The organism is Pseudomonas sp. GL-B-12 (assembly GCF_019955895.1).
In the GTDB taxonomy this organism is placed as follows: domain Bacteria; phylum Pseudomonadota; class Gammaproteobacteria; order Pseudomonadales; family Pseudomonadaceae; genus Aquipseudomonas.
Window position 1 is genome coordinate 42,345 of sequence record NZ_JAHBCX010000013.1, and the last position, 24,642, is coordinate 66,986.

18 protein-coding genes are annotated in these 24,642 nt (G+C 60.7%); 16 read left to right on the plus strand and 2 right to left on the minus strand.

Annotated features, from left to right (window positions below):
* The first annotated feature begins 222 nt into the window (after positions 1-222).
* On the plus strand, positions 223-1,665 hold the full coding sequence (locus KGA85_RS08910) for a mechanosensitive ion channel family protein (protein ID WP_223456552.1): 1,443 nt from the start codon (positions 223-225) through the stop codon (positions 1,663-1,665).
* A gap of 178 nt (positions 1,666-1,843) precedes the next feature.
* Complete coding sequence (locus tag KGA85_RS08915) at positions 1,844-2,284, plus strand: carboxymuconolactone decarboxylase family protein (protein ID WP_046043133.1); 441 nt, start codon at positions 1,844-1,846, stop codon at positions 2,282-2,284.
* 12 nt (positions 2,285-2,296) lie between these two features.
* On the opposite strand, the gene KGA85_RS08920 is transcribed toward KGA85_RS08915, so the two are convergent.
* Together KGA85_RS08920 and KGA85_RS08925 are read right to left on the minus strand one after the other, a co-directional pair.
* Positions 2,297-3,889, minus strand: coding sequence for a DHA2 family efflux MFS transporter permease subunit (locus tag KGA85_RS08920; RefSeq protein ID WP_223456554.1), 1,593 nt, complete (start codon positions 3,887-3,889; stop codon positions 2,297-2,299).
* Positions 3,886-5,007, minus strand: coding sequence for an HlyD family secretion protein (locus KGA85_RS08925; protein WP_223537541.1), 1,122 nt, complete (start codon positions 5,005-5,007; stop codon positions 3,886-3,888). Before KGA85_RS08925 ends, KGA85_RS08920 begins: the two co-directional genes overlap by 4 nt.
* Before the next feature lie 333 nt (positions 5,008-5,340).
* On the opposite strand from KGA85_RS08925, the gene KGA85_RS08930 reads away from it, so the two are divergent.
* The 14 genes from KGA85_RS08930 to KGA85_RS08995 all read left to right on the plus strand — a co-directional run bounded on the left by KGA85_RS08930 (position 5,341) and on the right by KGA85_RS08995 (position 24,593).
* Positions 5,341-8,730, plus strand: coding sequence for a type VI secretion system Vgr family protein (locus KGA85_RS08930; RefSeq protein WP_223543061.1), 3,390 nt, complete (start codon positions 5,341-5,343; stop codon positions 8,728-8,730).
* 8 nt (positions 8,731-8,738) lie between these two features.
* A complete protein-coding gene (locus KGA85_RS08935) occupies positions 8,739-9,254 on the plus strand; it encodes a hypothetical protein (protein WP_223533284.1) in 516 nt (171 codons plus the stop codon).
* A gap of 500 nt (positions 9,255-9,754) precedes the next feature.
* Positions 9,755-11,794: a lipase family protein gene (locus tag KGA85_RS08940; protein ID WP_223543062.1), complete on the plus strand. Its 2,040-nt coding sequence runs from the start codon at positions 9,755-9,757 to the stop codon at positions 11,792-11,794.
* Positions 11,795-11,823: 29 nt separating this feature from the next.
* Positions 11,824-12,597, plus strand: a complete 774-nt coding sequence (locus KGA85_RS08945; protein ID WP_223456701.1) for a hypothetical protein — start codon at positions 11,824-11,826, stop codon at positions 12,595-12,597.
* A gap of 225 nt (positions 12,598-12,822) precedes the next feature.
* Positions 12,823-13,110 carry a YceK/YidQ family lipoprotein gene (locus KGA85_RS08950; RefSeq protein ID WP_223456703.1) on the plus strand — a complete coding sequence of 96 codons (288 nt, stop codon included), beginning with the start codon at positions 12,823-12,825 and terminating at the stop codon, positions 13,108-13,110.
* Positions 13,111-13,237: 127 nt separating this feature from the next.
* Positions 13,238-13,504, plus strand: a complete 267-nt coding sequence (locus KGA85_RS08955; RefSeq protein ID WP_223456705.1) for a PAAR domain-containing protein — start codon at positions 13,238-13,240, stop codon at positions 13,502-13,504.
* A 3-nt stretch (positions 13,505-13,507) separates the two neighbouring features.
* On the plus strand, positions 13,508-14,659 hold the full coding sequence (locus KGA85_RS08960) for a hypothetical protein (RefSeq protein WP_223533281.1): 1,152 nt from the start codon (positions 13,508-13,510) through the stop codon (positions 14,657-14,659).
* Positions 14,656-18,021, plus strand: a complete 3,366-nt coding sequence (locus tag KGA85_RS08965; protein ID WP_223536763.1) for an ImcF-related family protein — start codon at positions 14,656-14,658, stop codon at positions 18,019-18,021. Before KGA85_RS08960 ends, KGA85_RS08965 begins: the two co-directional genes overlap by 4 nt.
* Positions 18,018-19,604, plus strand: coding sequence for a type VI secretion system protein TssA (gene tssA / locus KGA85_RS08970; RefSeq protein WP_223536759.1), 1,587 nt, complete (start codon positions 18,018-18,020; stop codon positions 19,602-19,604). The genes KGA85_RS08965 and tssA overlap by 4 nt, the downstream gene beginning before the upstream one ends.
* Before the next feature lie 27 nt (positions 19,605-19,631).
* Entirely contained in the window at positions 19,632-21,395 is a 1,764-nt protein-coding gene (gene tssF / locus KGA85_RS08975) for a type VI secretion system baseplate subunit TssF (protein WP_223456718.1), read from the plus strand.
* Positions 21,359-22,456: a type VI secretion system baseplate subunit TssG gene (gene tssG / locus KGA85_RS08980; RefSeq protein ID WP_223533279.1), complete on the plus strand. Its 1,098-nt coding sequence runs from the start codon at positions 21,359-21,361 to the stop codon at positions 22,454-22,456. The genes tssF and tssG overlap by 37 nt, the downstream gene beginning before the upstream one ends.
* A complete protein-coding gene (gene tssJ, locus KGA85_RS08985; protein ID WP_223543063.1) occupies positions 22,437-22,973 on the plus strand; it encodes a type VI secretion system lipoprotein TssJ in 537 nt (178 codons plus the stop codon). The genes tssG and tssJ overlap by 20 nt, the downstream gene beginning before the upstream one ends.
* Before the next feature lie 2 nt (positions 22,974-22,975).
* The gene (gene tssE, locus KGA85_RS08990; RefSeq protein WP_150725442.1) at positions 22,976-23,416 is read left to right on the plus strand and encodes a type VI secretion system baseplate subunit TssE; all 441 of its coding nucleotides are present in this window, start codon (positions 22,976-22,978) and stop codon (positions 23,414-23,416) included.
* Between the two features lie 37 nt (positions 23,417-23,453).
* Positions 23,454-24,593, plus strand: a complete 1,140-nt coding sequence (locus KGA85_RS08995) for an OmpA family protein (protein WP_223456726.1) — start codon at positions 23,454-23,456, stop codon at positions 24,591-24,593.
* Positions 24,594-24,642: the final 49 nt, after the last annotated feature.

Sequence of the window (24,642 nt, forward strand, 5' to 3'; positions counted from 1 at the left end):
CTTCCCCCCTGTGGGAGCGGGCTTGCTCGCGAAGACGGATTCACGTTCAGCATTTTTGTTGGCTGACACACCGCTTTCGTCGGATCGCCGCCCGGAGCAAGCCCGCTCCCACAGGTTTTTTTGGTGTCTAGCCAGACGTGTTCATCCTGCCAAATCAATTGCTCCTACACTATGGCCAATCTGTGCGATCTTCGCGTTATTAGCCCTGGCTGGAGTTGCTTGATGCTGTCTTTCCTCACCGAACACCCATTGATCTGCGCCATGGTGCTGATCCTGATTGACCTCGGGTTGTGGCGTTTAATCGGTGACAACCGCAACCCTTGGAAGCTTCTGTTGCGGGTCACGATTTTCGCGCTATACAGCCTTCTGCTGTTCAACGAAGGCCTGAACCCGATGGAGCCGCCGCCCTGGGCCGACAACGTACCGTTGCACCTGGCGGCCACCGGATTGCAGATCGGCTGGTGGTTGTTCGGCGCGCGGATGCTGACGGTGCTGATCGGCGCGGTGATGATGCAACGGGTGGGGCATACCGGGCGATTGCTTCAGGATTTGCTCGGTGCGGTGATTTTCCTGATCGCGATCATTGCCGCCCTGGCCTATGTGCTCGATCTACCGGTCAAGGGCGTGCTGGCGACGTCCGGTGCGTTGGCGATCATTGTCGGCCTGGCCTTGCAAAGTACCCTCAGTGACGTTTTCTCCGGGATCGTCCTGAACACCACCAAACCCTATCAACTGGATGACTACATCTCCATTGATGGCATGGAAGGCCGGGTCACCGACATCGACTGGCGTGCCACGCGCCTGCAGACCTCCCAGGGTTGCATGGCGGTGATTCCCAACTCCCTGGCCGCCAAGGCCAAGATCATCAATTTCAGTCGGCCGAGCGATATGTTCGGCATCTCCGTTTCGTTGGAAGTGAGCCCGCACGCGCGGCCGAACACGGTGATCGAAGCCCTGGAGCGGGCCATGCAAGGCTGCCGCTTTCTGCTGGAGACACCGTCGCCGAGTGTCGGCATGAAAAGTGCGAGCAACACCGGAGTGATCTATGAAATCAGCGGGTTTGTCGCGTCGATGGACGAGAAGCGTTCGGTGCGCAATCAACTGTTCGACCTGGCCTACCGGCACTTGCAGGCGTCCGGCGTCAACCTGCTGTCGAGCGTGGAGCCCAATCCGCCAGGCAACCTGTCGCGGGCCCGGGCGTTGCTCGACAGTTCGCCGATTTTCTCCACCCTGCGCCAGGAAGAGAAAGACACTTTCAGCCAGAACATGACCTTGCAATCATTCCGCGCCGGGGAAACGATCCTGGAGGCGGGGGAGGTCAGTGATCACTTGTTCATCATCGAGTCCGGGGTGGTGACGGTGACGCTGACCCGGCACGGCGAACCTTTCGAATCCGGGCGCATGGGGCCGGGTGAAGTGATCGGCGAGGCCGGGATACTGGCCGACAGTTCGGTGCCTGCGCGGTTCATCGCCAAGACATTCTGTGGCCTGTACCGCATCGAAAAGTCCTACCTCAAGCCGTGCCTGGATGCCCGTCATGACATCAGCGATGCAATGAAAACCTTGCTCGATTACCGGCTGCACAAGGCGAAAACCCTGACTCAGGACCTGCCGGTGGCGGTGGCGAAAAAGGGCTTTTTGCAGTGGTTGCGCAATCGGGCGTGAATGGCCGCTGCTCCGGGCGGCGATCTGGTGGTGCAGGCCAAGTGATGGGAACTCTCAAATAGCACTTTCTTTCAAGAAGGCACCGCAGTGGCCTCCTCGACTTCTGAAAGATTGGCTATTTGTGTAAACCGGCCAGGGGACTAACGTAGTGACACACCCACTTGCCCTGGAGCACGCCATGAAAACCCGTATCGATTTCTACACTGCGTCCCCTGATGCCCTCAAGGCGATGATCGCCCTGGAAACAGCGGTGTCGAAGCTGCCGCTGGAAAAAAACCTGATCGAACTGGTCAAGCTGCGCACCTCGCAAATCAACGGCTGCGCCTTCTGCCTGGACATGCACAGCGCCGATGCACGCAAGGGTGGTGAGTCCGAGCGTCGCCTGGCCACACTGTCGGCCTGGCGCGAAACACCGTTCTTCACCGAGCGTGAACGCGCCGCACTGGCCTGGACCGAATCCCTGACCCTGATCAGCCAGACCCATGCCCCGGACGAAGACTATGAACTGGCTACCGCCCAGTTCGATGCCAAGGAAATGGTCGACCTGACCGTCGCCATCACCACCATCAATGCCTGGAACCGCCTGGCCATCGGCTTCCGCAAAATGCCCCAGGCCTGACCCGCACAAGCATCAATGAGCATCGGCACTCGGCGCGGCCGGTGGTTGCACCTTGCGCATCAGGGGCACCATCGCCGTGGCAATAATGAAGCAGACCATGATCATCAGGAACGCGTCGCCATAGGTTTGCGTCTGGGCTTCGCGGTAGGTCAGCAACCATAGCTGATGCAGGCTGGCGGTGACCCCGGCGTCACCGCTCTGACCGAGGGCAGCGAAGTTGTTGCCGACCTGGGACAGCCATTGGTTGAGCGCCTCGTTGGTGCTGTTGAGATTCTCCGCCAACCGGGTGAAATGCAGGTTGGTGCGGTCGTTGAGGATGGTCGCGCAGGCGGCAATGCCGATAGCCCCGCCCAGGTTGCGCATCAGGTTGAACAACCCCGACGCATGCTTGAGCCGTGCCGGCGCCAGGCCGCCGAGGGTCAAGGTCACCGTCGGCGGCACCGCCAATTGCTGGGCAATCCCGCGCAGGGCTTGCGGCAGCATCAATTCCCTGGCCCCCCAGTCATGGGTGATCGGGCTGAAATCCCACATCGATAACGCGAACAGCCCAAGGCCGGTCATCATGATCCAGCGCAGGTCGATGCGATTGGCCAGAAAGGCGTACAGCGGAATCGCCATGATCTGGAACACCCCGGTGGAGAAAACCGCCAGACCAATGTCCAGCGCTCCGTAGCCACGCACCCGGCCAAGGAACAGCGGCGTCAGGTAAATCGTGGCGAACAGGCCGATACCAGTGACGAACGAGAAGAAACAGCCAAGGGCGAAATTGCGGTCCTTCAAGGCGCGCAGATCGACAATCGGATTGGCCGCGTGCAAGGTCCGGCCGATGAAAGCCAGCCCGGCCAGGCCGCTGATCCACGCGGTGGTCAGGATCGTGCGGTCGCTGAACCAGTTCCAGCGCGGGCCTTCTTCGAGGGTGTATTCCAGGCAGCCGAGGAACAGCGCCAGAAACACCATGCTCAAGTAATCCGCGCCTTTGAGCAGCGACAGTTCCGGCTGGTCGATTTTTACCAGCATCGGCACGGCCACGGCGACAAAGATGCCGGGGACCAGGTTGATGTAGAACAGCCAGTGCCAGGACGATATGTCGGTGATCCAGCCACCGATCACCGGTCCCAGGGTCGGTGCCAATGAGGCCACCGCACCGATGGTCGCGGCGGCGATCACCCGTTGTTTGCCGGTGAAGAACACGAAGGCCGTGGTGAACACCAGCGGAATCATCGAGCCGCCCAGAAACCCTTGCAGGGCGCGGAAGGCAATCATGCTCTGGATGTTCCAGGCCACGCCGCACAGCAGGCTGGTCAGGGTGAAACCCACCGCCGATGCGCAGAACAGCCAGCGCGTGGAAAATACCCGGGACAGCCAGCCCGACAGCGGGATCACGATGATTTCGGCGATCAGGTAACTGGTTTGTACCCACGCGGTTTCGTCGGTGCCGGCGGAGAGCCCGCCGCCGATGTCACGCAACGAAGCCGAGACAATCTGGATATCCAGCAGCGCAATGAACATACCGATGCACATGCTGGCAAAGGCGAAAACCTTCGTCGCCGTCGCCATGTTCGCGGCATTGAACGGTTGCGCCGGGGCGGCGAGGGCGCGGCTCATGGCGCGCTGGCCACGGCTGGCGCTTCAGGCTCCTTGCGCGTGTCCACTTCAGCGGTCACCGACAACCCCGGACGCAGGTGGCCGAGCACACTGTCGGGCGGGTCGAGGTGAATCCGCACCGGCACCCGCTGCACGATCTTGGTGAAGTTGCCGGTAGCGTTTTCCGGCGGCAACACACTGAATTGCGAACCGCTGGCGGGGGCGAGGCTGTCCAGGTGACCGTGGAATTCCTGCCCCGACAGCACATCGGCACGGATCACCACCCGTTGCCCAGGCACCATGTGCGCCAGTTGGTCTTCCTTGAAGTTGGCATCGACCCACAGACCGCTGGTCGGTACCACCGAGAGCAATTGCGAGCCGGCCTGGGCATAGGCGCCGACCCGGGCCCGGCGATTGCCGATCACACCGTCGACCGGTGCCTTCAGTTCGGTGTAGCCGACATTCAATTGCGCCAGGTCGCGCTCGGCCTTGGCCTGGATCAGGGCGGCCCGGGCTTGTTGTTTCTGGGTGTCGATCACATTCAACTGGCGCTGCGCGGCCAGCAGTTCAGCCTGGGCGCGGTTGCTTTGGGCCTGGGCCGTCTTGAACGTGGTGTTGGCTCGCTGGGCGCTTTCCACCGAGACGGCGTTGGTGATCACCAGTTTTTTGTAGCGGGCATCGTCATCCCGCGAACGGGCGGTTTCGGCACCGGCGGCGTCGATGCCGGCGCGGGCCTGGCCGATGACGGCCTGTTGCAATTGTTCGGTGGCGTCGAGGTTGGCCAGCAAGGCCTCCTGGGCGGCCACTGCGCCTTCGGCCTTGGCCAGGTTGGCGCGGTAGTCGCGCGAATCGAGACGGATCAGCACGTCGCCAGCCTTGACCTGCTGGTTGTCGGCCACCAGCACTTCGTCGATATAGCCTGCCACTTTCGGCCCGATCACCGTTACATCGCCGCCGATGTAGGCGTCGTCGGTTTCTTCGATGAAACGCCCGGCGGTCCACCAATGCGCGCCATACACACCAGCCAGCACCAGTGCTGCGATGCCCACTGTTGGCAACAGCAGGCGTTTGAGCAGGGGAGGTTTTGCCGGTTTCACCGGGGAGTCCAGATCGGGTTCTACGGTGGACATGCTGGTCATGGAGGGATACCTGTCAGGGTGTCGGTAATTATGATGGCTGTAATATGACGTATGTAATATTTTGTGGCAAATGGTTTTTGCTGCCGGTCGTCAGGTGGAGTCCTGGTCAGAAAGACTCATTCATGGTCGGTGTCGAGATGCCGAGGATTCTTTTGCTGTTGTAGGTAGATTCTTAGGGCGTCGTGGCCTGCTGCATTATTCGGAAGCACCCTACACGCTTATTAGAAACGTCCTATATCAACCTTTTTTGCCTTCCTGAAAGCTGCCCAGCGTTTGAACGAGGGTGGCAACGAAGCCTCCCCGTCCGCTTCAAAAGCCAAGGGAGGCCTGATTTTGTCCAACACACCGCGCACCTTCTTCGACCACAGCCGCCACAAACTACAGATCGATGGCCTCGACACCCACCTCGACGTCCTCACCTTCGAGGGCCATGAGCACCTTAGCCAACCCTACCTCTACCGCATCGAATTCACCGCCAGCGACCTCGACATCGGCGCGGAAAAATTCATCGGCCAGTACGCCGAATTCAGCCTGTTCGCCGACCCCTCGACCCTGCGCGTGGCCTCTTGGGAAGTACCCAGACCGCCCAAGCCCCTGCGCACCGTCTATGGCCGCATTACCGCCTGCCAGCGCCTGTCCGGCTCAATCGACGAAGCCCGCTACGAAGTCATCCTGCAACCGCGCCTGGCCCTGCTCGATCGCGGCCAGCAAACGCGGATCTATCAGCACCAGTCCGTGCCAGACATCGTCAAAAGCATTCTGCGCGACCGCCATGGTCTGGACACCGGGCACTTTCGCTTCAACCTCAAGCGCGAGTACCCGCCGCGCGAGCAGGTGATGCAGTACCAGGAAAGCGACCTGGCTTTCATCAGTCGCATCCTGGCCGACGTCGGCATCTGGTACCGCTGCACCCAGCACGAAGAGCTCGCCTTCGACGTCGTCGAGTTCTGCGACGACCAGCGCTGCTACCAGTTCGACGTCGAACTGCCGCTGCGCTCGCCGTCGGGCTTCAGCAACAGCGTCGAGGACAGCGTCTGGGCCCTGAAAACCCGCCACCGGGTGGTGGAACAGCACGTCAGCGTACGCGCCTATCACCCCGACGACAGCCGCGCCTACCTCGACGGCGAGGTCGACCAGACCCTCGGCGAGCCCGCCACCCACGGCGTGGCCACGACCCGCGGCGTCGCCGACAACACCTACGGCGACGCCTACCACTACGCCGAACCCTACCGCGTGCTCGGCAAGTCCCACCTGCGCGACGAAGACCTGCAAAGCGAAAGCGGCTTTTTCTATGCGCGCCTGCGCCACGAACGCTACCTCAACAACCAGACCCACCTCAGCGGCACCAGCAGCAGCGCCACCCTGGCCCCGGGTCAGGTCCTGACCATCAGCGGCGACGCCCCCAAGGCCTTCGCCTCCCGCGTGGTGATCACAAAGATCACCACGCGCGCCGCCCGCGACCGCAGCCTGACCTGCGATTTCGAGGCCATGCCCTACGCGTTGCGCCTGTGTTTCCGGCCCGAGGTGCCGCCCAAACCACAAATCGCCGGCACCCTGCCGGCACGCATCACCCACCCCCAGAGCAACCCCCTGTACACCGAAATCGATATGCAAGGGCGCTACCGGGTCAAGTTCCTCTTCGACCGCGACACCTGGCCCGCCGGCCGCGAAAGCAAATGGCTGCGCCAGGCCCGCGCCTACGCCGGCGACACCTACGGCCTGCACCTGCCGCTGATCGCTGGCACCGAAGTCGCCATCGCTTTCGAGCAGGGCGACCCGGACCGCCCCTACATCGCCCACGCCCTGCACGACGACCAGCACCCGGACCTGGTGACCCAGCGCAACGACCACCGCAACGTGCTGCGCACGCCGGCCAACAACAAGTTGCGCCTGGATGACACGCGGGGGCAGGAGCACGTCAAGCTCAGTACCGAGTATGGCGGCAAGAGCCAGTTGAATCTGGGGCATCTGGTGGATGCCGAACGCAAAAAACGGGGGGAAGGGTTTGAGCTGCGCACCGATGACTGGGGCGCCATTCGTGGCGGAAAGGGTCTTTTCATCAGCGCGGACAAACAGGAGAAAGCTCAGGGTGTGCAACTCGACATGGATGCTGCCGTCGCCCAATTGGAAAGTGCCTTGTCGCTGGCGCGCTCCCTGGCCGATGCGGCTCGCGCGGCCAAAGCAACCCCCGGCGACACCGCCAGCCAGGAACGGCTCAGACAAGTCCTCGATGGCTTGAAGCAACCGGGTCTGTTGCTGCACGCCCCGGCAGGTATAGGCATGGTCAGCCCGGAGGCGGTGTGCCTGTCCTCGGGAAGCGAAAGCGTGAGCGCCGTTGCCGCGCACAACGTCGACCTCAGCGCCGGGCAGAACATCACCGCCACCGCCGAGGACGGCATCAGCCTGCTCGCTCACAGCGCGGACATGCAGCTCAAGACGGCCAAGGGCAACATCGATTTGCATGCTTTGGAGGGCCTTCTGCACGCCCTGGCGAAGGGCGACATCAAGATTGAGAGCGTGGATGGCCGGGTGCACATCCGCGCTGAGAAAGAGCTGATATTGGAATGCGGAGGGGTCTTTGTCCGCTTGAAAGACGGCGACCTCGATCAGGGCGCCCCCGGCAATATCTATCAACGGGCCAAGCATGTTCAAAAGTTTGGCAGCGCCAGGCTGGATACGCCGGCAACACCGTTACCCGGAGGTTATTCCGCGGAATACGTTCTGAGAGATGAGAGCCAGGCACCGCTGGCGTTTACCCGCTACCGGATCACCACTGAACAGGGCGAAGTGTTTAACGGCGTAACCGACAAGGAGGGGCGAACCATGAGCGCTCATACCCTGTTGCCGGGTGGGCTGGAGATTGAGTTTCCGGATTCCACCTTCTATGACGAACAACTTCGTCTGCTCGGGCCTAACGGCGAATTGGCAAGCAACATCAAGTACTCGGCCACATTGGCTGACGGTCGCATTCTGGATGGCGTGACTGATGGGCAGGGTTACACGCAGCGGTTGGTGACCGAGAAGCCGACGCAGATCACCCAGTTGCTGCTGTTTCCCCCAGAGGATGCGCAACCGTTGTGCTGCGCGGCGCAAAACGCCCAAGCGCCGATGCAAATTGACCTGACCGCCAGTGATGTTTCGACCAACGATACGGACGTGGGCCGCTCGAGAAAAGATGTTCCCCTGCCCAAAGGCAAGAAGCGCTCTCTGACGTCCGGCGAAATCGCCATGGCCCGAACCGTCTTTAAAGATGCGGTCAATTACAGCAAGGTCAAAGTGCATCACGGCGGATGGTGGTTGTTTGTCGGGTTTCAGAATACGGCGGTGACACCGAATGGGGAGATGTATTACCCGGAAAGTACTAAGTACTACAGAGATGATTTTTCAAGTACAAAAGACGACAGAGATAAAGCCCTGTTCATGCATGAAATGACGCACGTGTGGCAGTACCAACTGGGTTATCCAGTGAAGAAAAAAGGCCTGACAGTTAGCAGTCGAGGTGCTGAGGCATATGAATACAGTTTGTTTAACGATGGTAAGTTTTCAAATTATAACATGGAACAGCAGGGGGAGATAATTTCGGATTATTACATCATTTGTGTGGTTGGGAATCCTCTCGGGGTGTGGGACCAAAAAAATGTTGGGAAAAGCCCAGAGCTTCTTTCGGCTACGCTCGGAAGCTTTCTGAATGATCCCTCCAGCAAGAAAAATCTTCCAGGATGAAAATGCCCGTGAAATCGATTTCATTGTTGCTGATTGCGCTGTCTTGCGTTGTGAAAGAGGCGAGCGCCACGTCTTTTGGCCTGCTTGGCGAGGCCAAGATTGTTGCTATCAATAATAAGCCGGCTATTTGTTTGCCGAGTGATGTAGGTAAGGGTTTTTCAGTTGGCTGGATATCAGTATCAGAAAGTTATGTGCGAAATGCCCCTGGCTGGGGGGTTGCGTTGAAGCTAGATGCCAAACCTCTGGTATTACAGCCTGGGGGATGCATAGAGTTTGGTAGTGTTCCCGATGGCTATGAGTTATATGATGGGAAAATAAAAATACCTCCACTTAAATTTGAGGAAAATAAAACCTACGTTTTTCAAATGACTGATGCTTATCGGACTACTGATACCTATCGGGCTGCTTTCTGCGTGAAGAAGGTGGCAGGTGATATTTTTGAATTTCTTCAATACGAGCGCCTTTCTGATGGCAGAGAAAAAGCTCCAGTTTGTAGCATTGATTTTCATCGGGTAGGGAAATAGCGATGCTGAAAATAAAATGGCTTTATTGGTTTTGGGGTGCGATGGATTTCTTTTACATTATCCGGTTCGGCTACCTCAATTTTTCCCAGGGCAAGGTGCCGTTTTATAGCGATATTCAATCCTATGTCCAGTTAAGGTCAGAGCATGGGGTTAGTTCGGATGTGCTCTTGTTGTTGTCAGTTCTTCTGAATGTGTCGATAGTTGTTTCAATGGTTTTGTTTTTCGTCGGTTCGCGAACGATTCCGTATCTAATTTACGTTCAATTACCACTTCGGTTATTGCTTGTTGTGCCTTCGCTATCGATTTTTTTATGGCTTTCGAAAGCTGCAGGCGCAACGTCAGTTATATGGTTGATTAGCCTGCTGTTGTTTTGTGAGGCTGTTAAATTGTTTTCCATTTTGTTTAGGAAAAAATGGTGTGTTTAGTTGTTTTGTGCAGATCAATTGCTGGCGACTTGCGACGGTTTCAGAATAAATAACTAACAGCATTAAAGGACTGACATGAACGATAGGTTGCACCGTACGGACACACTGGGCTCCTGCAAGACTGTGATCTGCGGCAAACAGAAAATGCACTGGATCGAGTTCCAATTGCTCGATGAACAGGGCGAGCCCCTGGCGGACCTGCCTTATCGCGCGGTAAACGAAGCGACCCGCACCGACTTCATTCCAGAGTACAAGGGCCGCCGCACCAATGCCGAGGGAGTGATCCGCCTAGACGGCCTGCACCCCTTGGCCATCACCTTACTGATAGACGCCGAGTTATTGGCCGAGCTACTGCAAAATCGCCGCCTGCGTGCCCAGCGAGCCGAACCCGCGCGCCCCGGCTTCGCTGATCGCACGCCGCTGTATGGTCCGCAGCGTTCGGGCTTCTCGCCCATCGAACAGCAGGCGGTCGCAGCCGGGCATGGCTATCACTACCTGCGTATCGGCCAATTGTGCGATCGACTGCCGACATTCGACCCTCCCTTGGCGGATGCCAGGCAACCTCCGGCCTACCATTTTCCAGACCCAAAGTTTGGCGGGTTTACCATCGGCGACGATCAACTCGATCGCCGGCATGTGTTGGAAGTCTGTCCGCTACGTGCCTGGTCACTGACCTTGCATCACCAGACGGAGTACAGCCTGGTCAATGCTTACAACCTGGCGCTGATGAGTATTCTGGCGTACAGCACGCGGCCCGAGAATACATTGGGTTCCGTTAAGGAGTTCTTCGAACTGCAATGTTTGGACTTATCTCGTACACCCATAATTCTGGACAGCGGTCAGAAATTGCCGTGCGTGGTCACCGATGTTCCCTTCGATGGGCGTTACACCATCGCCAAACCGTTGGACACCACTCAGGTCCGACCACCAGAGGGCGACACCCAACTGTTTTATGCCATCAATGCCACCCAGGTGCTCGTGGCTTGGCGGGGTACCGAGGGGGCGTCCGATCTAGGTACTGATGCGACTTTCCGCCCAGTAAAACCTGAAGTGCAGGCCTTGTGCGAGCCCAAGGTCGCCTGCGCCGACCTGACGCCAGAGGGCAGTGTGCATTTGGGCTTTCGCGATGCGTTCGAACTGTCCAGAAGGGTTTATGCCAGGGATCTGGGTAAGACGATTCCTGAGGCTATTCAAGGTAGAGAACTGTTCATCTGCGGCCACAGCCTGGGCGGCGCCCTTGGGTTAGTGCATGCAGCTTCACTGAAAGCACAGAACCCGCTGCTATACACCTACGGCATGCCACGCACCTTCACTCTTAAGGCCGTTAAATGCCTCGACGAGATCGTGCATTTCCGTCACGTCAACGACATCGATCCAATCCCCAGCGTGCCACCTGAAGCGGCGTTGGATAACTACCTTTACGACCTCTATGGCCCGCTGGGCACTACTCTAGGGGTTGGCTGGTCGATGCTGCAGTTGACCGCCAGTCAGTTGTTCCGCCATGGCGATCCCTTTTGTCACCACGGCGAAATCGCCATGTTCTTCAAGACCGAACAGCACACCCGCCGGCGAGGCTCGCCGTACCCCGCCTACCGCAACAAGGACGGGCTCGGCGCGCCTTACCACACCACCATTGCCTATCGCCTGTCGGAAAAGGTCAAGTTTTACCTGGTACCGAGCCTGAGCCCCGACGACGACCAGCAGGCCGAGCAGGCGCAGCAGCGCCTCACCACCTCGTTGACCGCCGAGAGTCGGGCGAGGTTTTTCCCGCCCTTCAGCAATCCCAAGGCCGGCCGATTCGTGGGTCTCGGCAATCACTTCATGAGCAATTACCAGCCGTACATCTATGGCCAGTTGCTGGAGTCAATCAACCCCGAGCGCTCGCCGTTGTTGAAGCGGCAACTGGATCGACAGAATTTCGAACAGCAGACCAGGGATCATTACGCAAGCCTTGTCGAAGACGAACTGGCACGCAACAGGGTGTTCCTCGACTTGCAAAGTCGTCTCGGCGACACCTTGCGGGTGACGCAACAGGCCGATGGCGGTGCCGAAGCGTTGCAACGCTTCGATGCCGTGGCCGACCCGAGCGCCTGCTACGAAAGAACCCACTGTTGAGCCCGGCCCGCGCTGCCAAGGATCCGACCATGATCAAGAAAACGCCCATCGCGATACTCACTCTGTTCGTCAGCCTCAGCGGTTGTGCCAAGGACCAGAGCCTGGCGCCGCCACCGGACAGCGAATCGATAACCGTGACGGTGAAAATGCCGAAGGAGCTGGAAACGGAAACCCTACAGGTGATGTACCGCTCGACCCTGTGCACCTTTACCGACCGCTCCGCCTTCGGCGAAGCCTATCAACGCGATGGCTATCAACGTACCGATCTGCAACTCGTGCGTGAGGGACAAAGTGACCTCTATGTGGCCAAGCTACCGATCGATGGTGGCGGTGTCTGCCAGTGGCGATTGAGCAACGTGACTTTTGGGGTGACCTATGGCGATCCAACACGCTTTGGAGAGAACGTCACCTATGGTGCTGGGGGCGGGGTGGTGGTGATCTTCGATCACAACAACTCGCCACGCGGTGGCGCGGACATCAAGGTCGAAGGGGATTTGACGATCAGGAAGGACTATTACCCGTGGTTGAGCGAAGCCTTTCTTGGAGGCTATAGAAAACAGATCAGCTTGGCGGGTGAGGGCGATATCTATGTGATGTATCAGGCCCTGCAAGCCCGACAGGTGTATTTCGAACCCGTCCTGCACTCCGACTTTCTGGTCAAATCGGAGGGTACCAAGGTACATAAAATAGGCAGCTTCATAAAATTCTCTTATCCAGATGGTACGACCGTGGCCGACGGTCGTTTCCAACCAGATTTCCGTAAATTACAAGCGATCCGCCAGGCAGCGGAGAACAAACAGTGAGCCTCGCATCTCCTGCCGCGCACAGCCCTTTTGCTCAGGTATGCAACCAACTGTTCCTCGATCGGCAGAGTCTTTTCGGTCATATCTTGCGGAAACCCGACAGCCCTTCAGATCAAGAATAGGAGACTGTTTTCGTAACAATGACTGATACCCGTAACGAGTGTCGCTGTTGTCCGTGTTTGGTCAGTGTCTTGAATGTAAAAAATCAATGTTGGAGTTGAGTTAATGAAATTGTTTATTTTTGCTCTGTCTGGTTTGTTTGTGCTTTCCATTTCAGGGTGTGGATCTATTGGGGCGGGACTTGCGTACGGACCAAACTGCCCTTATCAGGGGGTCCAGTTTGATTTCAAAGCTGCGACTAGTTGGAACTTTATTAAGGAAACGTATGGGTTTGTTATTCCTCTAGCTATTGTCGACTTACCATTTTCTTTCGTTTTTGACACATTTGGACTCGAGCGTGCCCTCGAGCGCACCAATGGCGATGACAGTTGTCCTCGAAAATACGACTTTTAAAGGGCAGGCGTCAAAGAGCATGGGGTGCGTTTTCGTTAATTACTCTGTTGAAGGAGAAGATGCTTCATTAAGTAATTTGGTTGCTTGTTTCGGTTTGTAATCCAGGGCTGATTTTGGAGAAATTAATATGTACCAGGGATTTGTGTTATTGGGTGATAGCACCACGCACGGGGGAGAAGTGATTTCAGCCTCTTCCACAACGATCGTTAACGGAAAACCAGTGGCGTTGGTGGATGATGATGTCAGTTGTCCGATCCCGGGACATGGCGTGAACCCCATCGTCGAGGGGAGTCCCGACTGGTCCGAAAACGGCCGGGCCATGGTGGTGAATGGCTGCCGCAGTGCGTGCGGCTGCCAGATGCTTTCCAGCGCTCCCGACTGTGTGGTGGGTTGAGCCATGGGCTGGGATCGAAAGGCTCCTTCTGTGGTGCAAGCTCCGACGCCGCCGATGCTGGGTCGTTGGGTACTCGCGGCCGTCGTCGCGGTGGTGGTGGGTGTGCTGTTGTTTCTGTTGCACGCCTCAATTCAGTTAGCGCAACTGCAGGCGATCAATGTCTGGTTATTGTCTGGCTCGCCACTGCTGGTCTGGGTTTTGCTGTTCGGTTCCCGTGCCTATTTCTACGGTGGGGCGCTGAGCCAGCATCAATTTCTCGAGGAGGAGGCAGTCAATGCGCAACTGGCCTGGCAAGACTGGGCGCAACGATATCTGGCCGTGCATACCAGCTGTGTGCTGCTGCCGGATCAGGTGTCTGCCAGTGGGCTGCAAGTTCGGCGAGATTTGCCACTGCGCACAGGACAAGCCAGGCGTATAGCAGCTCTGCCTGAGCAGGGCGATCGCGCGCAGGCGGGGCTGCAGATGTTGTTGCCAGTGCTCGGTCCGGCCTTGCAGGCCTTGCCTGCTGAACAGGCGTTGCGAGTCACGCTGTTGAGTGACGTCGAGCCCGATCACTACGCTGCATTGCGCGACGTCTGGCAGCAGTGGAAAACCGCCCATCTCAAGCAACCTGCAACGGTCACCCTGACCAATAAATTGTCGTGCCAATGGATCGACGACACGCTGAAGTCTGCCACCGCAGCCCTCGACTTGATTTTGGTAATGCAGGTAAACGGCGGGGAGGCGTATTCCGATGGGCTGGCGGCCTTGTTGTTATGCCCGGACCAGTTGGCCGTTGCCTGGGACCTTCCTGTGCAAGGTGGCTTGTTGCGCCCGATGCCTTTGGACGTCGCCACCTTGAACAGCGAGCTGGAGTTGTTCCAGCAAACCCAGACGATGGCGCTTCAGGCGACGGGTGTGTTGGCGGACAGCGCTGACTGGCGGCCGCTGACCGGCAATGTTTTTGCCACTATCGGTGGTCAGGCAGCCTCCTTGAGTGCGCAGCAGCTGTGGGTTCAGGAGCACCTGTGCGGACTGCCCGGACCCTTTGGTCATTGGTTGGCAACCGCCTTCGGGTTGGAAATGGTTCGACACCAGCGGCAGGCAGTGCTGCTGCTCGCCAAAGAAGAGTCACGGTATTGGATCAGTACCGTTAGCGCGGGAGAGGTGGCATGAAAGCATGGAGTAACCCATGGCGTCGCGCGGGTGCGGCGGTGTGGATCAGCGTACTGGTGGTCGCCCTGGGATGGGTGATACAGGCCTATGGTGAACGGATGGGGCTGGTGGAAAACCATCACCGAATGCTCGCTTTCTTGTTGATCGTTCTTATTGCGGCTATCGCGCAGCTTGCCCCCCGGTTGTTGATGCAGTTGAAACAGCGAAGTCATCGCGATCAGGGACAGGTAGACAAAGTGCTCCCACGGGCGGACGCGGGTTTGATACTGCCTAAGTGTACTGAATTTGATAGCTCCAGATTGTATGCGTACTTGCGCCGCAATTATGGCTCGCTGTGGCACCGCAAAGTACGCCTCCTGCTCGTCGTCGGCGAACCTCAGCAGATCAAGGCCATCGCCCCCGGCCTGGGCACCGACCATTGGCTGGAAGGCGAGGGCACCGTGCTGCTGTGGGGTGGCAGTGTGCAGCAAGAGCTGGACGACAAGGTGATCGCCCAGTTCCGCCGCCTGACCCGCTGGCGTCCCCTCGACGGCGTGATTTGGGCGTTGAACGCCGAGCAAAGTGCCGACGGCTATCATATGGGTAAAGGCGCGCAGCACCTTCAAGACCTCGCTCGTAGGCTGGGCTGGTCACTCTCGCTGCACCTGTGGCAGGTTTGCGCCAGTCACTGGTTGCAGGAGAAACGCCCGAGCCAGGCGGTGGGCTGCGCACTGTCATCTCGCCTTACCGCCACAGAACTGGAAACGTCGCTGCGCAGTCTACTGGGCCCCATGCGCCAGGAAGGCTGGGCGCAGATGAACCTGACGATGGCGCATGACTTTCTGGTGCGTCTTGCGCGGGACCTGGAGGTCGAAGGCTTGTCACGCTGGCGTAAGGCACTGACGCCGTGGTTCGGCAGTTCCAGGCAGGATGTACCGTTGCGCGGCCTGTGGTTCAGCCTGCCGTTGTCCAATACAACGCAGAACAAGGAAGAGCACTTCTGGCCCATGGACCCTGCCTGGCAAGGCGTGCTCGGCGAGCCAAAACAACCAAGCCGTCGTCTGGGCTGGAGCGCACCACGCGTCGCTTATGGCTTGGTGTTGGCCGTGGCCCTTGCGTGGGGCGCCGGCCTGCTGCTGTCGTTCCTCAGCAACCGCGTGCAGATCCACCATTTGCAGACGTCGCTGACCACGCTGCAACAAGCCACCCCCGGAGACGCGCAGCTCAGCGCCCTCAACGAACTGACCCGCGAACTGGGCCGCCTGGATTACCGCGCCAGCCACGGCTCACCATGGCATCAGCGTTTCGGCCTGAACCAGAACGACGCGCTGTTGGCTATGCTGTGGCCGCGTTACGTCGAGGCCAATCAGCGCCTGTTGCGTGACCCGGCAGCGGCCACGCTCAAGGCCCAGCTCAACGCTCTGGTCAAGCTGCCACCGGACAGCCCCGAACGCGCCAAGCAGGCCCCGGCCGCCTACGCGCAGCTCAAGGCTTACCTGATGCTGGCGCGCCCGGAGAAAACCGACCCGGTCTTTCTCACCCAAGCCTTGGTGGAAGCCGAACCGCAAAGCACCGGCTACTCACCAGGCCTCTGGCACGCGCTGGCACCGACCCTGTGGGCCTTTTACGCCGAACAACTGGCCGCCCACCCAAACTGGCGCATCGACGCCGATCCCAAGCTGGTCGCCCAGGTGCGCCAGGTGCTGATCAGCCAGCTGGGCCAGCGCAACGGCGAAGCCAGCCTGTACCAGACTGTGCTCGACAACGCCGCCAATCACGCGCCGGCGCTGAGCCTGGCGCAGATGGTCGGCGACACCGAGGCATCGACGCTGTTTGCCACTTCGGCCGAGGTGCCGGGGGTGTTCACCCGCCAAGCCTGGGAAGGCCAGGTGCGGCCGGCCATCGATGCCATCGCCGAAGCGCGCCGCGAAGAAATCGACTGGGTGCTCAGCGATAACCCGGGCCGTCTCGCCGCCGACTTGAGCCCTGAGCAGCTCAAGCAACGCCTGACCGAACGCTATTTTCAGGACTACGCCCACGCCTGGCTGGACTTCCTCAACCAACTGCGCTGGCAACCAGTGGACAGCCTCGGCGAGGTGATCGACCAGTTGGCGCTGATGAGCGATGTGCGTCAGTCGCCGCTGATCGCGCTGATGAACACCTTGGCCTATCAGGGCCAGGCTGGCACCCGTCGTCAGGCGCTGGCCGAGTCATTGGTGCAGTCGGCGCAGCAACTGCTCGGCAAGGAGCCAGTGCCGGTGATCGAGCAGGCCAAGCCCGGCGGAGGCAGCCCGCTGGACGCCACCTTTGGGCCATTGTTGACCTTGCTCGGAAAAGACGCCGACAACGCCAACGACAGCGAGCGCCTGAGCCTGCAAGCCTTCCTCAACCGCGTCATCCGGGTGCGCCTGAAGTTGCAGCAAGTGAGCAACGCACCTAATCCCCAGGCAATGACCCAGGCCCTGGCGCAAAGCGTGTTCCAGGGCCACAGCGTCGACCTCACCGACACCCAGGCCTACGGCAGCCTGCTCGCCGCCAGCCTCGGCGCCGAGTGGGACGGCGTCGGCCAGACCCTGTTCGTGCAGCCGCTGGAGCAGGCCTGGCAGCGAGTCCTGCAACCCTCGGTGGCCGGCCTCAACAGCCAGTGGCAGCGGGCGATCGTACGCGACTGGCAGGGCGCGTTTGCCGGGCGCTACCCCTTTGCTGCCACCGGCAGTGACGCCTCGCTGCCGATGTTCGGGCAGATGATCCGCGCCGACGCCGGGCGCATCGACCAGTTCCTCCAGCAGCAATTGGGCGGTGTGCTGCGCAAGGAAGGCAGCCGCTGGGTGGCCGACGCGCGGCACAGCCAGGGTCTGCACTTCAACCCGAAGTTCCTGACGGCGATCAACCAGCTCAGCCACCTCGCCGACGTGCTCTACACCGACGGCGGCATGGGCCTGAGTTTCGAGCTGCGCGGCAAGCCGGTGCGCGACGTGGTGCAGACCACTTTCATCCTCAACGGCGAAAAGCATGAGTACTTCAACCAGAAGGAACGCTGGCAGCGCTTCAGCTGGCCGGGCTTCAGCCAGCACCCGGGCACGCGTTTGTTGTGGATCAGTGTGCTGGCCAATGAACGTCTCTACGGCGATTACGAAGGCACCTGGGGCCTGATCCGCCTGCTCGAACAAGCAAAAGTCACCGCGCTGAACGACACCGACAGCCAGTACCGCGTGCAGCTTCAGGCCCCAGACGGCCTCGACCTGACCTGGCACCTGCGCACTGAACTGGGTGCAGGGCCGCTGGCCTTGCTCAAGTTGCGCGGCTTTGAATTGCCTGCGCAGATCTTTCTCGGCGAAGGCACTCAAGTACAGCCCTATGCGCAGAATGGAAGTTACCCATGAGCCTGCTCAAACTGATCACCCGTTGCCTCGGCGAACGTGACCCGCTGGCCCTTGCCCGTACCCAGGCCGACTGTTGGCAATCCTGGTTGCAGCCCATCAGCGCGCAGTCGCCGGTCGGTGAAGACCCGGGTTATGACGATGACTTCCAGCGCATGCGCGAAGAGGTCAACAAGCTCTCCGGCGCGAACGTCGACGAGGTGATTCAGCTGGCGGAGAAGTTGCTCGGCCAGCGCTGCAAGGACCTGCGCGTCGCCACTTACTACCTGTGGGCACGCCTGCAGAAGGACGGTGAGACGGGGTTGGCCGATGGCCTTGGTTTGTTGGCGGCACTGATCGAGCGCTATGCCGGCGAGGTGTTTCCGGAACGGGCCAACAGTCGCAAGATGGCCCTGGAATGGTTGACCAGTGCCAAGGTGCTGGATTGTCTGTCGCTTTACCCTGAAGTGGTCAAGGCCGAGGCGGAACGCACGGCGGCGGCGCTGGCCTGGCTTGAACATGGGTTGCAAGCCTGGCCCGAGGATCAGCGGCCGCAGCTGGATGCGTTGCATGGGGCGTTGTCGGCGCGCCTGGCGCAGTCCGGCGGGGTCGATGCCGTAGTGCCCCAGCACAGCGCCAGTCACGAGTCCGTCGGCCAGGCCAGCGCGCCGGACAGCCTGGCCATCAAGTCCGGGCGCGACCTGCTGGACAGCGGCCGGAAGCTGGCCGACTACCTGCGTGACCAGCCCCTGGGCTGGCTGGCGGCGCACCGCCTGATGAAGAGTTTGCGCTGGGATACCTTGCACGAGCCGCCGCTACAGGACGCCAGCGGCACGACGCGCCTGGCGCCGCCCCGGGGCGAATCCCGGGCGCAACTAAAGCGCCTGTATCAGCAGCAGAACTGGAGCGAATTGCTCGATCAGGTCGAGCGCACGTTCGCCGAGGGGGTCAACCATTTCTGGCTGGACCTGCAGTGGTACCTGGTCCAGGCCCTGAGCAAACTACCGGCGCCTCACGACGGCTGGGCCGATATCGTCAAGTGCGACCTGGGTATGTTCCTCGAGCGGCTGCCGGGCTTGGAGGCGCTGGGGTGGAACGACGGTACACCGTTCGCCGACGAGACCACCCGTGAATGGATCGCTCAGCACGTCAGCGCCGATCAGTCGCGCCAGCTCCTGCCCGCAGCGGCTGCGCCAACGGTGTTGGCCGACGTCGAGATTCTCTCGCTGGAGAGCGAAGCACTGGCCCAGGCCGACAGCGACGGCGTCGAGCATGCGCTGGCCTGGCTGGCCGCGCGCCCGGACATTCACACCGGCCGCCAGCGCTGGCTGCTGCGCCTGCTGATGGCGCGGGTGGCCGAGCAATGTGGCAAGAACGACCTGGCCCTGCACCTGCTCGGTGAACTGGATGCCACGGCCGAGCGCCAGGCCTTGGCGGACTGGGAGCCGGAATTGAATTTCGAGGTCAAGGCCCGCCTGCTCAAGCTGACCCGCCTGAAAGCGCAGCGCAACGATGCCGACAAGCCGGCCCTGGCCAGGCGCATGGAGACGTTGCTGGCGGCGCTGGTTGCCATCGATCCGGTACGCGCCGCCGTACTGTGCGGTTGAACCCCATTTATCAGGATTATTTACAGCATGGACAATCTGACACTGCGTTATTACGACGCCGAGATGCGCTACCTGCGCGAAGCCGGGCAGGAGTTTGCGCAAGCGTTTCCCGACCGCGCGGCGCAGTTGAACCTGGACAAACCCGGCGCCCGCGATCCCTATGTGGAGCGTCTGTTCGAGGGCTTCGCTTTCTTGATGGGGCGCCTGCGCGAAAAGCTCGACGACGACTTGCCGGAGTTGACCGAAGGCCTGGTCAGCCTGTTGTGGCCCCATTACCTGCGCACCATTCCCTCGCTGTCGATCGTCGAGTTCCAGGTGGAACTGGCACAGCTCAGGCGCAGCGAGCTGATCGCCGCCGGGCAGGAGGTGCTCTCGCAACCCATCGGGCCGCAGCGTACCGTATGCCGTTACACCACCACCCAGGACCTGCGGCTGCAACCCATCGAATTGCAATCCTTGCGCCTGGCCCATGAGCCCGACGGCCGCTCGCTGCTGCGCCTGCGGTTTGCCTGCGCAACGGCGATCGACTGGAGCCAGATCGACCTCAGCCGCGTGCCGATGTACCTGAACGCCGATGCCCCTCTGGCCAGCGCGCTGCATCAGGCCCTGACCCTGCATGCCCAGGCGTTGTATGTGCGCCTGCCGGGCGAGGCGCAACGAGTTGCACTGGCAGGTCATTTCGCGCCCAAGGGCTTTGCCGACGAGGACCGTTTGTGGCCAAAGGGCGACAGCGCGTTCAGCGGCTATCAGTTGCTGCTGGAATATTTCACCTTCCGCGAGAAGTTCATGTTCGTCACCCTCCATGGCCTGGAGCAGGTGAACATCACTGCGGATATGCCCTGGTTCGAACTGGAGGTGGTCCTGCGCGAGTCGTGGCCGCAGGCATTCAACCTGAGCGCCGAACACCTTCGCCTGCATGCGGTACCGGTGATCAATCTGTTCACCCTGGAAGCCGATCCGATGCCGCTGGATCCATTGCAAACCGACTACCTGTTGCGTCCCATGCGCCTGCAGGACGGTCACACGGAAATTTACTCGGTGGACCGGGTCACCGCATCGAAGAACACCGAGCGTCTGGACTATGTGCCGTTCAGCAGTTTTCGTCACAAGGGCGGAATGTTGCGCGACGAGGCGCCCGAGCGTTACTTCCATACCCGCCTCAAGCGAGGCGCCATTGGCCTGCACGATACCTGGCTGATTCTCGGGGGCGACGGCTTCGATCAGGATCGCTTGCAGGGCAGCCAGAGCCTGTCCCTGCAACTGACCGGGACCCACGGCCTGCTGCCACGCAAGGCGCTGCAAAGCACCCTGCTTGATGGGCTGGTCAACACCGCCTTGAGCGGCTTGCGCGTGCGCAATCTGAGCGCCCCGACCTTGCCGTGCTATCCGCCGAACCGCGATCGTTTCCACTGGCGCGTACTCAGCCACCTGGGCTCCAACTTCCTGCCGATGCTCGATAACGCCGAAGTGCTGCGCGGCACCCTGGCGCTGTACGACTGGACCGGCAGCGAACTGAACCGCCGTCGCCTGGCGGCCATCGTCGAAGTCAGGCACCACCTGGTGCAGCGGTTCGAAAAGGGCTTTCTGCTGCGCGGCGTGGACATCGAAGTGACCCTCGACGCCCATGGTTTTTGCGGCGAGGGCGACATCAGCCTGTTCGGCGAAATGCTCCATCGCTTCTTCGCGCTGTACGCCGACATTCACCTGTTCAACCAGCTCACGCTGATCCTTCAACCTACTGGAAAGTGCCTGCGATGGAACGAGAACCACAGTCAGCGTATTCCCGGCTGAAAGCCTGCGGATTGCTCGAGGTGCTGGAGGGGCGGGTGGCCGAGGCCAGTCTGTATCGGTTCTGCCAGCTGCTGGAGCAAGCCCTGCCAGGCCATCCGCCGCTGGGCAGCACCAGCCATCCGGCAGACGACCCGGTACGGTTTCGCCCGGACCCTGGCATGGGCTTTCCCGCCGGTGAGCTGAAGTGCATCGAGATCGATGACCGGCAGCCGCTGCGTCCGGCGACGGTGCGTACGCGGCTGTTGGGCTTGTACGGCGTGGATTCGCCATTGCCGACGGCTTTTGTCGACGACATTGCCCAGCGCCGCGACGGGCATGAGGCGCTTGAGGTGTTTCTGGATATTTTCAACCACCGGATCTTCACCCAGTTCTATCGGATCTGGCGCAAGTATTCCTACCCGGCCACCTTCGAAGCCGGCGGCAGTGATGCGACGTCGCAGTGTCTGCTGGGTCTGGTCGGTCTTGGCATTCCCGGCACGGCCAAGCGCATTGCCACGCCGGTTTCGCGGTTTCTCGCGCTGCTTAGTGTGATGCGCATGCCCACCCGCAACGCCGAGGGCATCACCGCTCTGGTGTCGCTGCTGGCTCCAGAGACCCGGGCCAGGATCACGCCGCACTGGCCACAGAGAATCCCCCTGGCCCATCCGGCGAGTCTGTCCGCGAGTCGTCCGGTCAGCCTGTCCCAGGGCACGCCGCTGGGGAGCAACGGATTCGACGCCAACAGCCAGCTGCACTTGGCGCTGTTCACCAGGGACCGGGACGAAGCACGGGGCTGGTTGCCCGATGGCCAGTTGTATAACGATCTGCTGGTGTTGCTGCGGGTCTACCTGGGCTGGCGCTGCACCGCCAGGCTGCAGTTGTCGCTGCCGGTGCGCAGCTTGCCGCAACCGGTGCTGGGGCGGGCGCCGATCCGCCTGGGCATGACCGGCATGCTGGGTTCGGGCAGTGACACCTGGCAGGGCGCGGAACACGACACCATCACCATCAATCTGGGCCGCTACCAGGGCCTGTCGAAAAACACTCGGAACAGGGAAGCACGGCATGTCGCGTACCGTTGGTAATTCATTGATCCTGACGACGCTGGCGGTAGTGCTCGCCGGCTGTGGTGTCACTCAGACTGTCTCGGAAGGCACGGCATCTGCCACCCGCTCGATTTTCTACAAACAGGTGAAAGACTTGCGCCTGGATTTCAGTGCCCGCACGGCCATCAACACTGATGTTGCGGACATGAATGCGATGTCGGTCCCGACGCTGGTGCGGGTCTATCAACTGAGCGACAGCAAGGCGCTGCTGAGGGCTTCCTACGACAGCCTGCTCGGTGGCGACGAGCAGGCGCTGGCCGGCAATTTGCTCGATACCCGGGCGCTGGTGATCAAGCCTGGCGAGGGCGCGAAACTGGATGTGCCGCTGGACAAGGACGCGCGTTTCGTCACGGTGGTCGCGCTGTTTCGTAACCCCGATGTGCAGATGAATACCTGGCGCCTGACCTTGAACCGCGACGATCTCGACCCGGACCGGGCACGGGTCATCGAGCTGGGGGACAACCAATTGACCCTGCGCGCATTGGCCCGGGACTGACCATGCCTGACCTCAATCCATCGCTTTACGAAACACTGCTGCAGAACTTCGACGGTGACCTGGACCTGTATCAAGTCAATGAAGAGGACCAGCACACGCTGTCGGTACTGGACAACCTGCAACGCATCCTCAACAGCCGGGCCGGAACACTCGCGCACCTGCCCGATTACGGTCTTCCCGACATGGGCCAGATCCTCCAGGGCCTGCCGGGCTCGGCGCACGTGTTGATGAGGGCCATGCAGGACACCCTGAGCAAGTACGAACCGCGTCTGGCGACCGTGCACATCGAGTTGCTCGAGCAAGCTTTGCCAGGCCATCTGGACTACAGCCTCGACGTGCTGCTCAAAAGCGGCCGGCAGGTGACCTTCGGTACCACACTGGCAGCGGAGGGCAAAGTCCTGGTGCGCCATCTGAAACGACAGCAATGGCTGTCGAAATCCTGAACTTATAAAGCAACGGAGGCTGACGGTGCTATTTGAAATGCGTATTCGACTGGGCGGTGATCCGCGCGGTTACGGTGAGTTTATTGCGCTGCGCGAAGAGCTGGCGAAGTTGAGTCATCCGGCCTGTCCCGATGTAGATTGGGCGAGAGTGGAGCAGTGGTGCCTGGCACTGTTCGAACACAACGGCGCAGACCTGCAGACGGCCGCCGCGTTTGCCCTGGCGCGCAGCCAGCGGCATGGCGTGGAAGGCATGACCCAGGGGGTGACGCTGATCGAAACCCTGTGCGGCCAGTGGGCGGCCTGTTGGCCACCCATGGCGTCGGTGCGCCTGGATATCCTCGTCTGGCTGTGCGTGCAGTGGCAGGCGTTGTTGCGCAATCTGGCGCCGGGAACACAACACTTCCCCGAGTTGCTTCAACTGGACAGCGGGCTGGCGCGTTTGCAGCAGCGCCTGGAGCTGCAGGCACAAGCGCCGGTGGTGGCCCTGCATGCCTTGCGCCAGCAGATCGAGAGCCTGATCCGGCGCATGCAGCGCAGCAGCGTTGTGGTCGGCACGCTATCGCCGCCTGCAAGGGAGCCGGCGCCGGCTGTGATGATGCCCGTGGTGATATTGCCGCCCAACCCCTTGCCCATGCCTGAAATGCCGCCGGCGAAGCGTCCCCTGGCCCGGTGGCTTTGCGCTGCAGCCGTTGTGACGGGCCTGGTCAGCGGAGCCTGGTGGCTGGGCTCGACCGGCGTCGCCGAGCAACGCCTGGCGCATCTATTGCAGCCGCCACCGACTATTGTCGCGCCGGTGCGCCTGGACAGCCTGTCGTTGTTCGAGGCCGGCAGCGCCGAGCTCAAGCCGGGCTCGACCAAGATCCTGATCAGCGCCCTGGTCGACATCAAGGCCCAGCCCGGCTGGCTGATCGTCATTGGCGGGCATACGGATGGTCGAGGCAGTGCGCAGCACAATCAGCAGCTTTCCCACGCCCGGGCCTCGGCCGTGCGTGACTGGATGCAACGCATGGGTGATATTCCTGACAGTTGCTTTGCGGTGCAGGGGTTTGCCGCCAGCCAGCCTGTCAGCAGTGATGACAGCGAAACCGGGCGTGCGGCGAACCGACGGGTTGAAATCAGCCTGTTGCCACAAGCGGGTGCATGCGGGCAAACGGCGTCAGGGGAGCGCCCCGTGTAGGCGAGGGGGGAGGGAAATACAGGCGTAGCCGCGGTCCGTGCCCGCGGCT

Excerpts from the sequence above, each read along its gene's own strand:
- KGA85_RS08910 (WP_223456552.1), top strand. The coding sequence starts at position 223 with ATGCTGTCTTTCCTCACCGAACACCCATTGATCTGCGCCATGGTGCTG.
- KGA85_RS08915 (WP_046043133.1), top strand. The coding sequence starts at position 1,844 with ATGAAAACCCGTATCGATTTCTACACTGCGTCCCCTGATGCCCTCAAG.
- KGA85_RS08920 (WP_223456554.1), bottom strand. The coding sequence starts at position 3,889 with ATGAGCCGCGCCCTCGCCGCCCCGGCGCAACCGTTCAATGCCGCGAAC.
- KGA85_RS08925 (WP_223537541.1), bottom strand. The coding sequence starts at position 5,007 with ATGACCAGCATGTCCACCGTAGAACCCGATCTGGACTCCCCGGTGAAA.
- KGA85_RS08940 (WP_223543062.1), top strand. The coding sequence starts at position 9,755 with ATGAACGATAGGTTGCACCGTACGGACACACTGGGCTCCTGCAAGACT.
- KGA85_RS08945 (WP_223456701.1), top strand. The coding sequence starts at position 11,824 with ATGATCAAGAAAACGCCCATCGCGATACTCACTCTGTTCGTCAGCCTC.
- KGA85_RS08950 (WP_223456703.1), top strand. The coding sequence starts at position 12,823 with ATGAAATTGTTTATTTTTGCTCTGTCTGGTTTGTTTGTGCTTTCCATT.
- KGA85_RS08955 (WP_223456705.1), top strand. The coding sequence starts at position 13,238 with ATGTACCAGGGATTTGTGTTATTGGGTGATAGCACCACGCACGGGGGA.
- KGA85_RS08960 (WP_223533281.1), top strand. The coding sequence starts at position 13,508 with ATGGGCTGGGATCGAAAGGCTCCTTCTGTGGTGCAAGCTCCGACGCCG.
- KGA85_RS08965 (WP_223536763.1), top strand. The coding sequence starts at position 14,656 with ATGAAAGCATGGAGTAACCCATGGCGTCGCGCGGGTGCGGCGGTGTGG.
- tssA (WP_223536759.1), top strand. The coding sequence starts at position 18,018 with ATGAGCCTGCTCAAACTGATCACCCGTTGCCTCGGCGAACGTGACCCG.
- tssF (WP_223456718.1), top strand. The coding sequence starts at position 19,632 with ATGGACAATCTGACACTGCGTTATTACGACGCCGAGATGCGCTACCTG.
- tssG (WP_223533279.1), top strand. The coding sequence starts at position 21,359 with ATGGAACGAGAACCACAGTCAGCGTATTCCCGGCTGAAAGCCTGCGGA.
- tssJ (WP_223543063.1), top strand. The coding sequence starts at position 22,437 with ATGTCGCGTACCGTTGGTAATTCATTGATCCTGACGACGCTGGCGGTA.
- tssE (WP_150725442.1), top strand. The coding sequence starts at position 22,976 with ATGCCTGACCTCAATCCATCGCTTTACGAAACACTGCTGCAGAACTTC.
- KGA85_RS08995 (WP_223456726.1), top strand. The coding sequence starts at position 23,454 with ATGCGTATTCGACTGGGCGGTGATCCGCGCGGTTACGGTGAGTTTATT.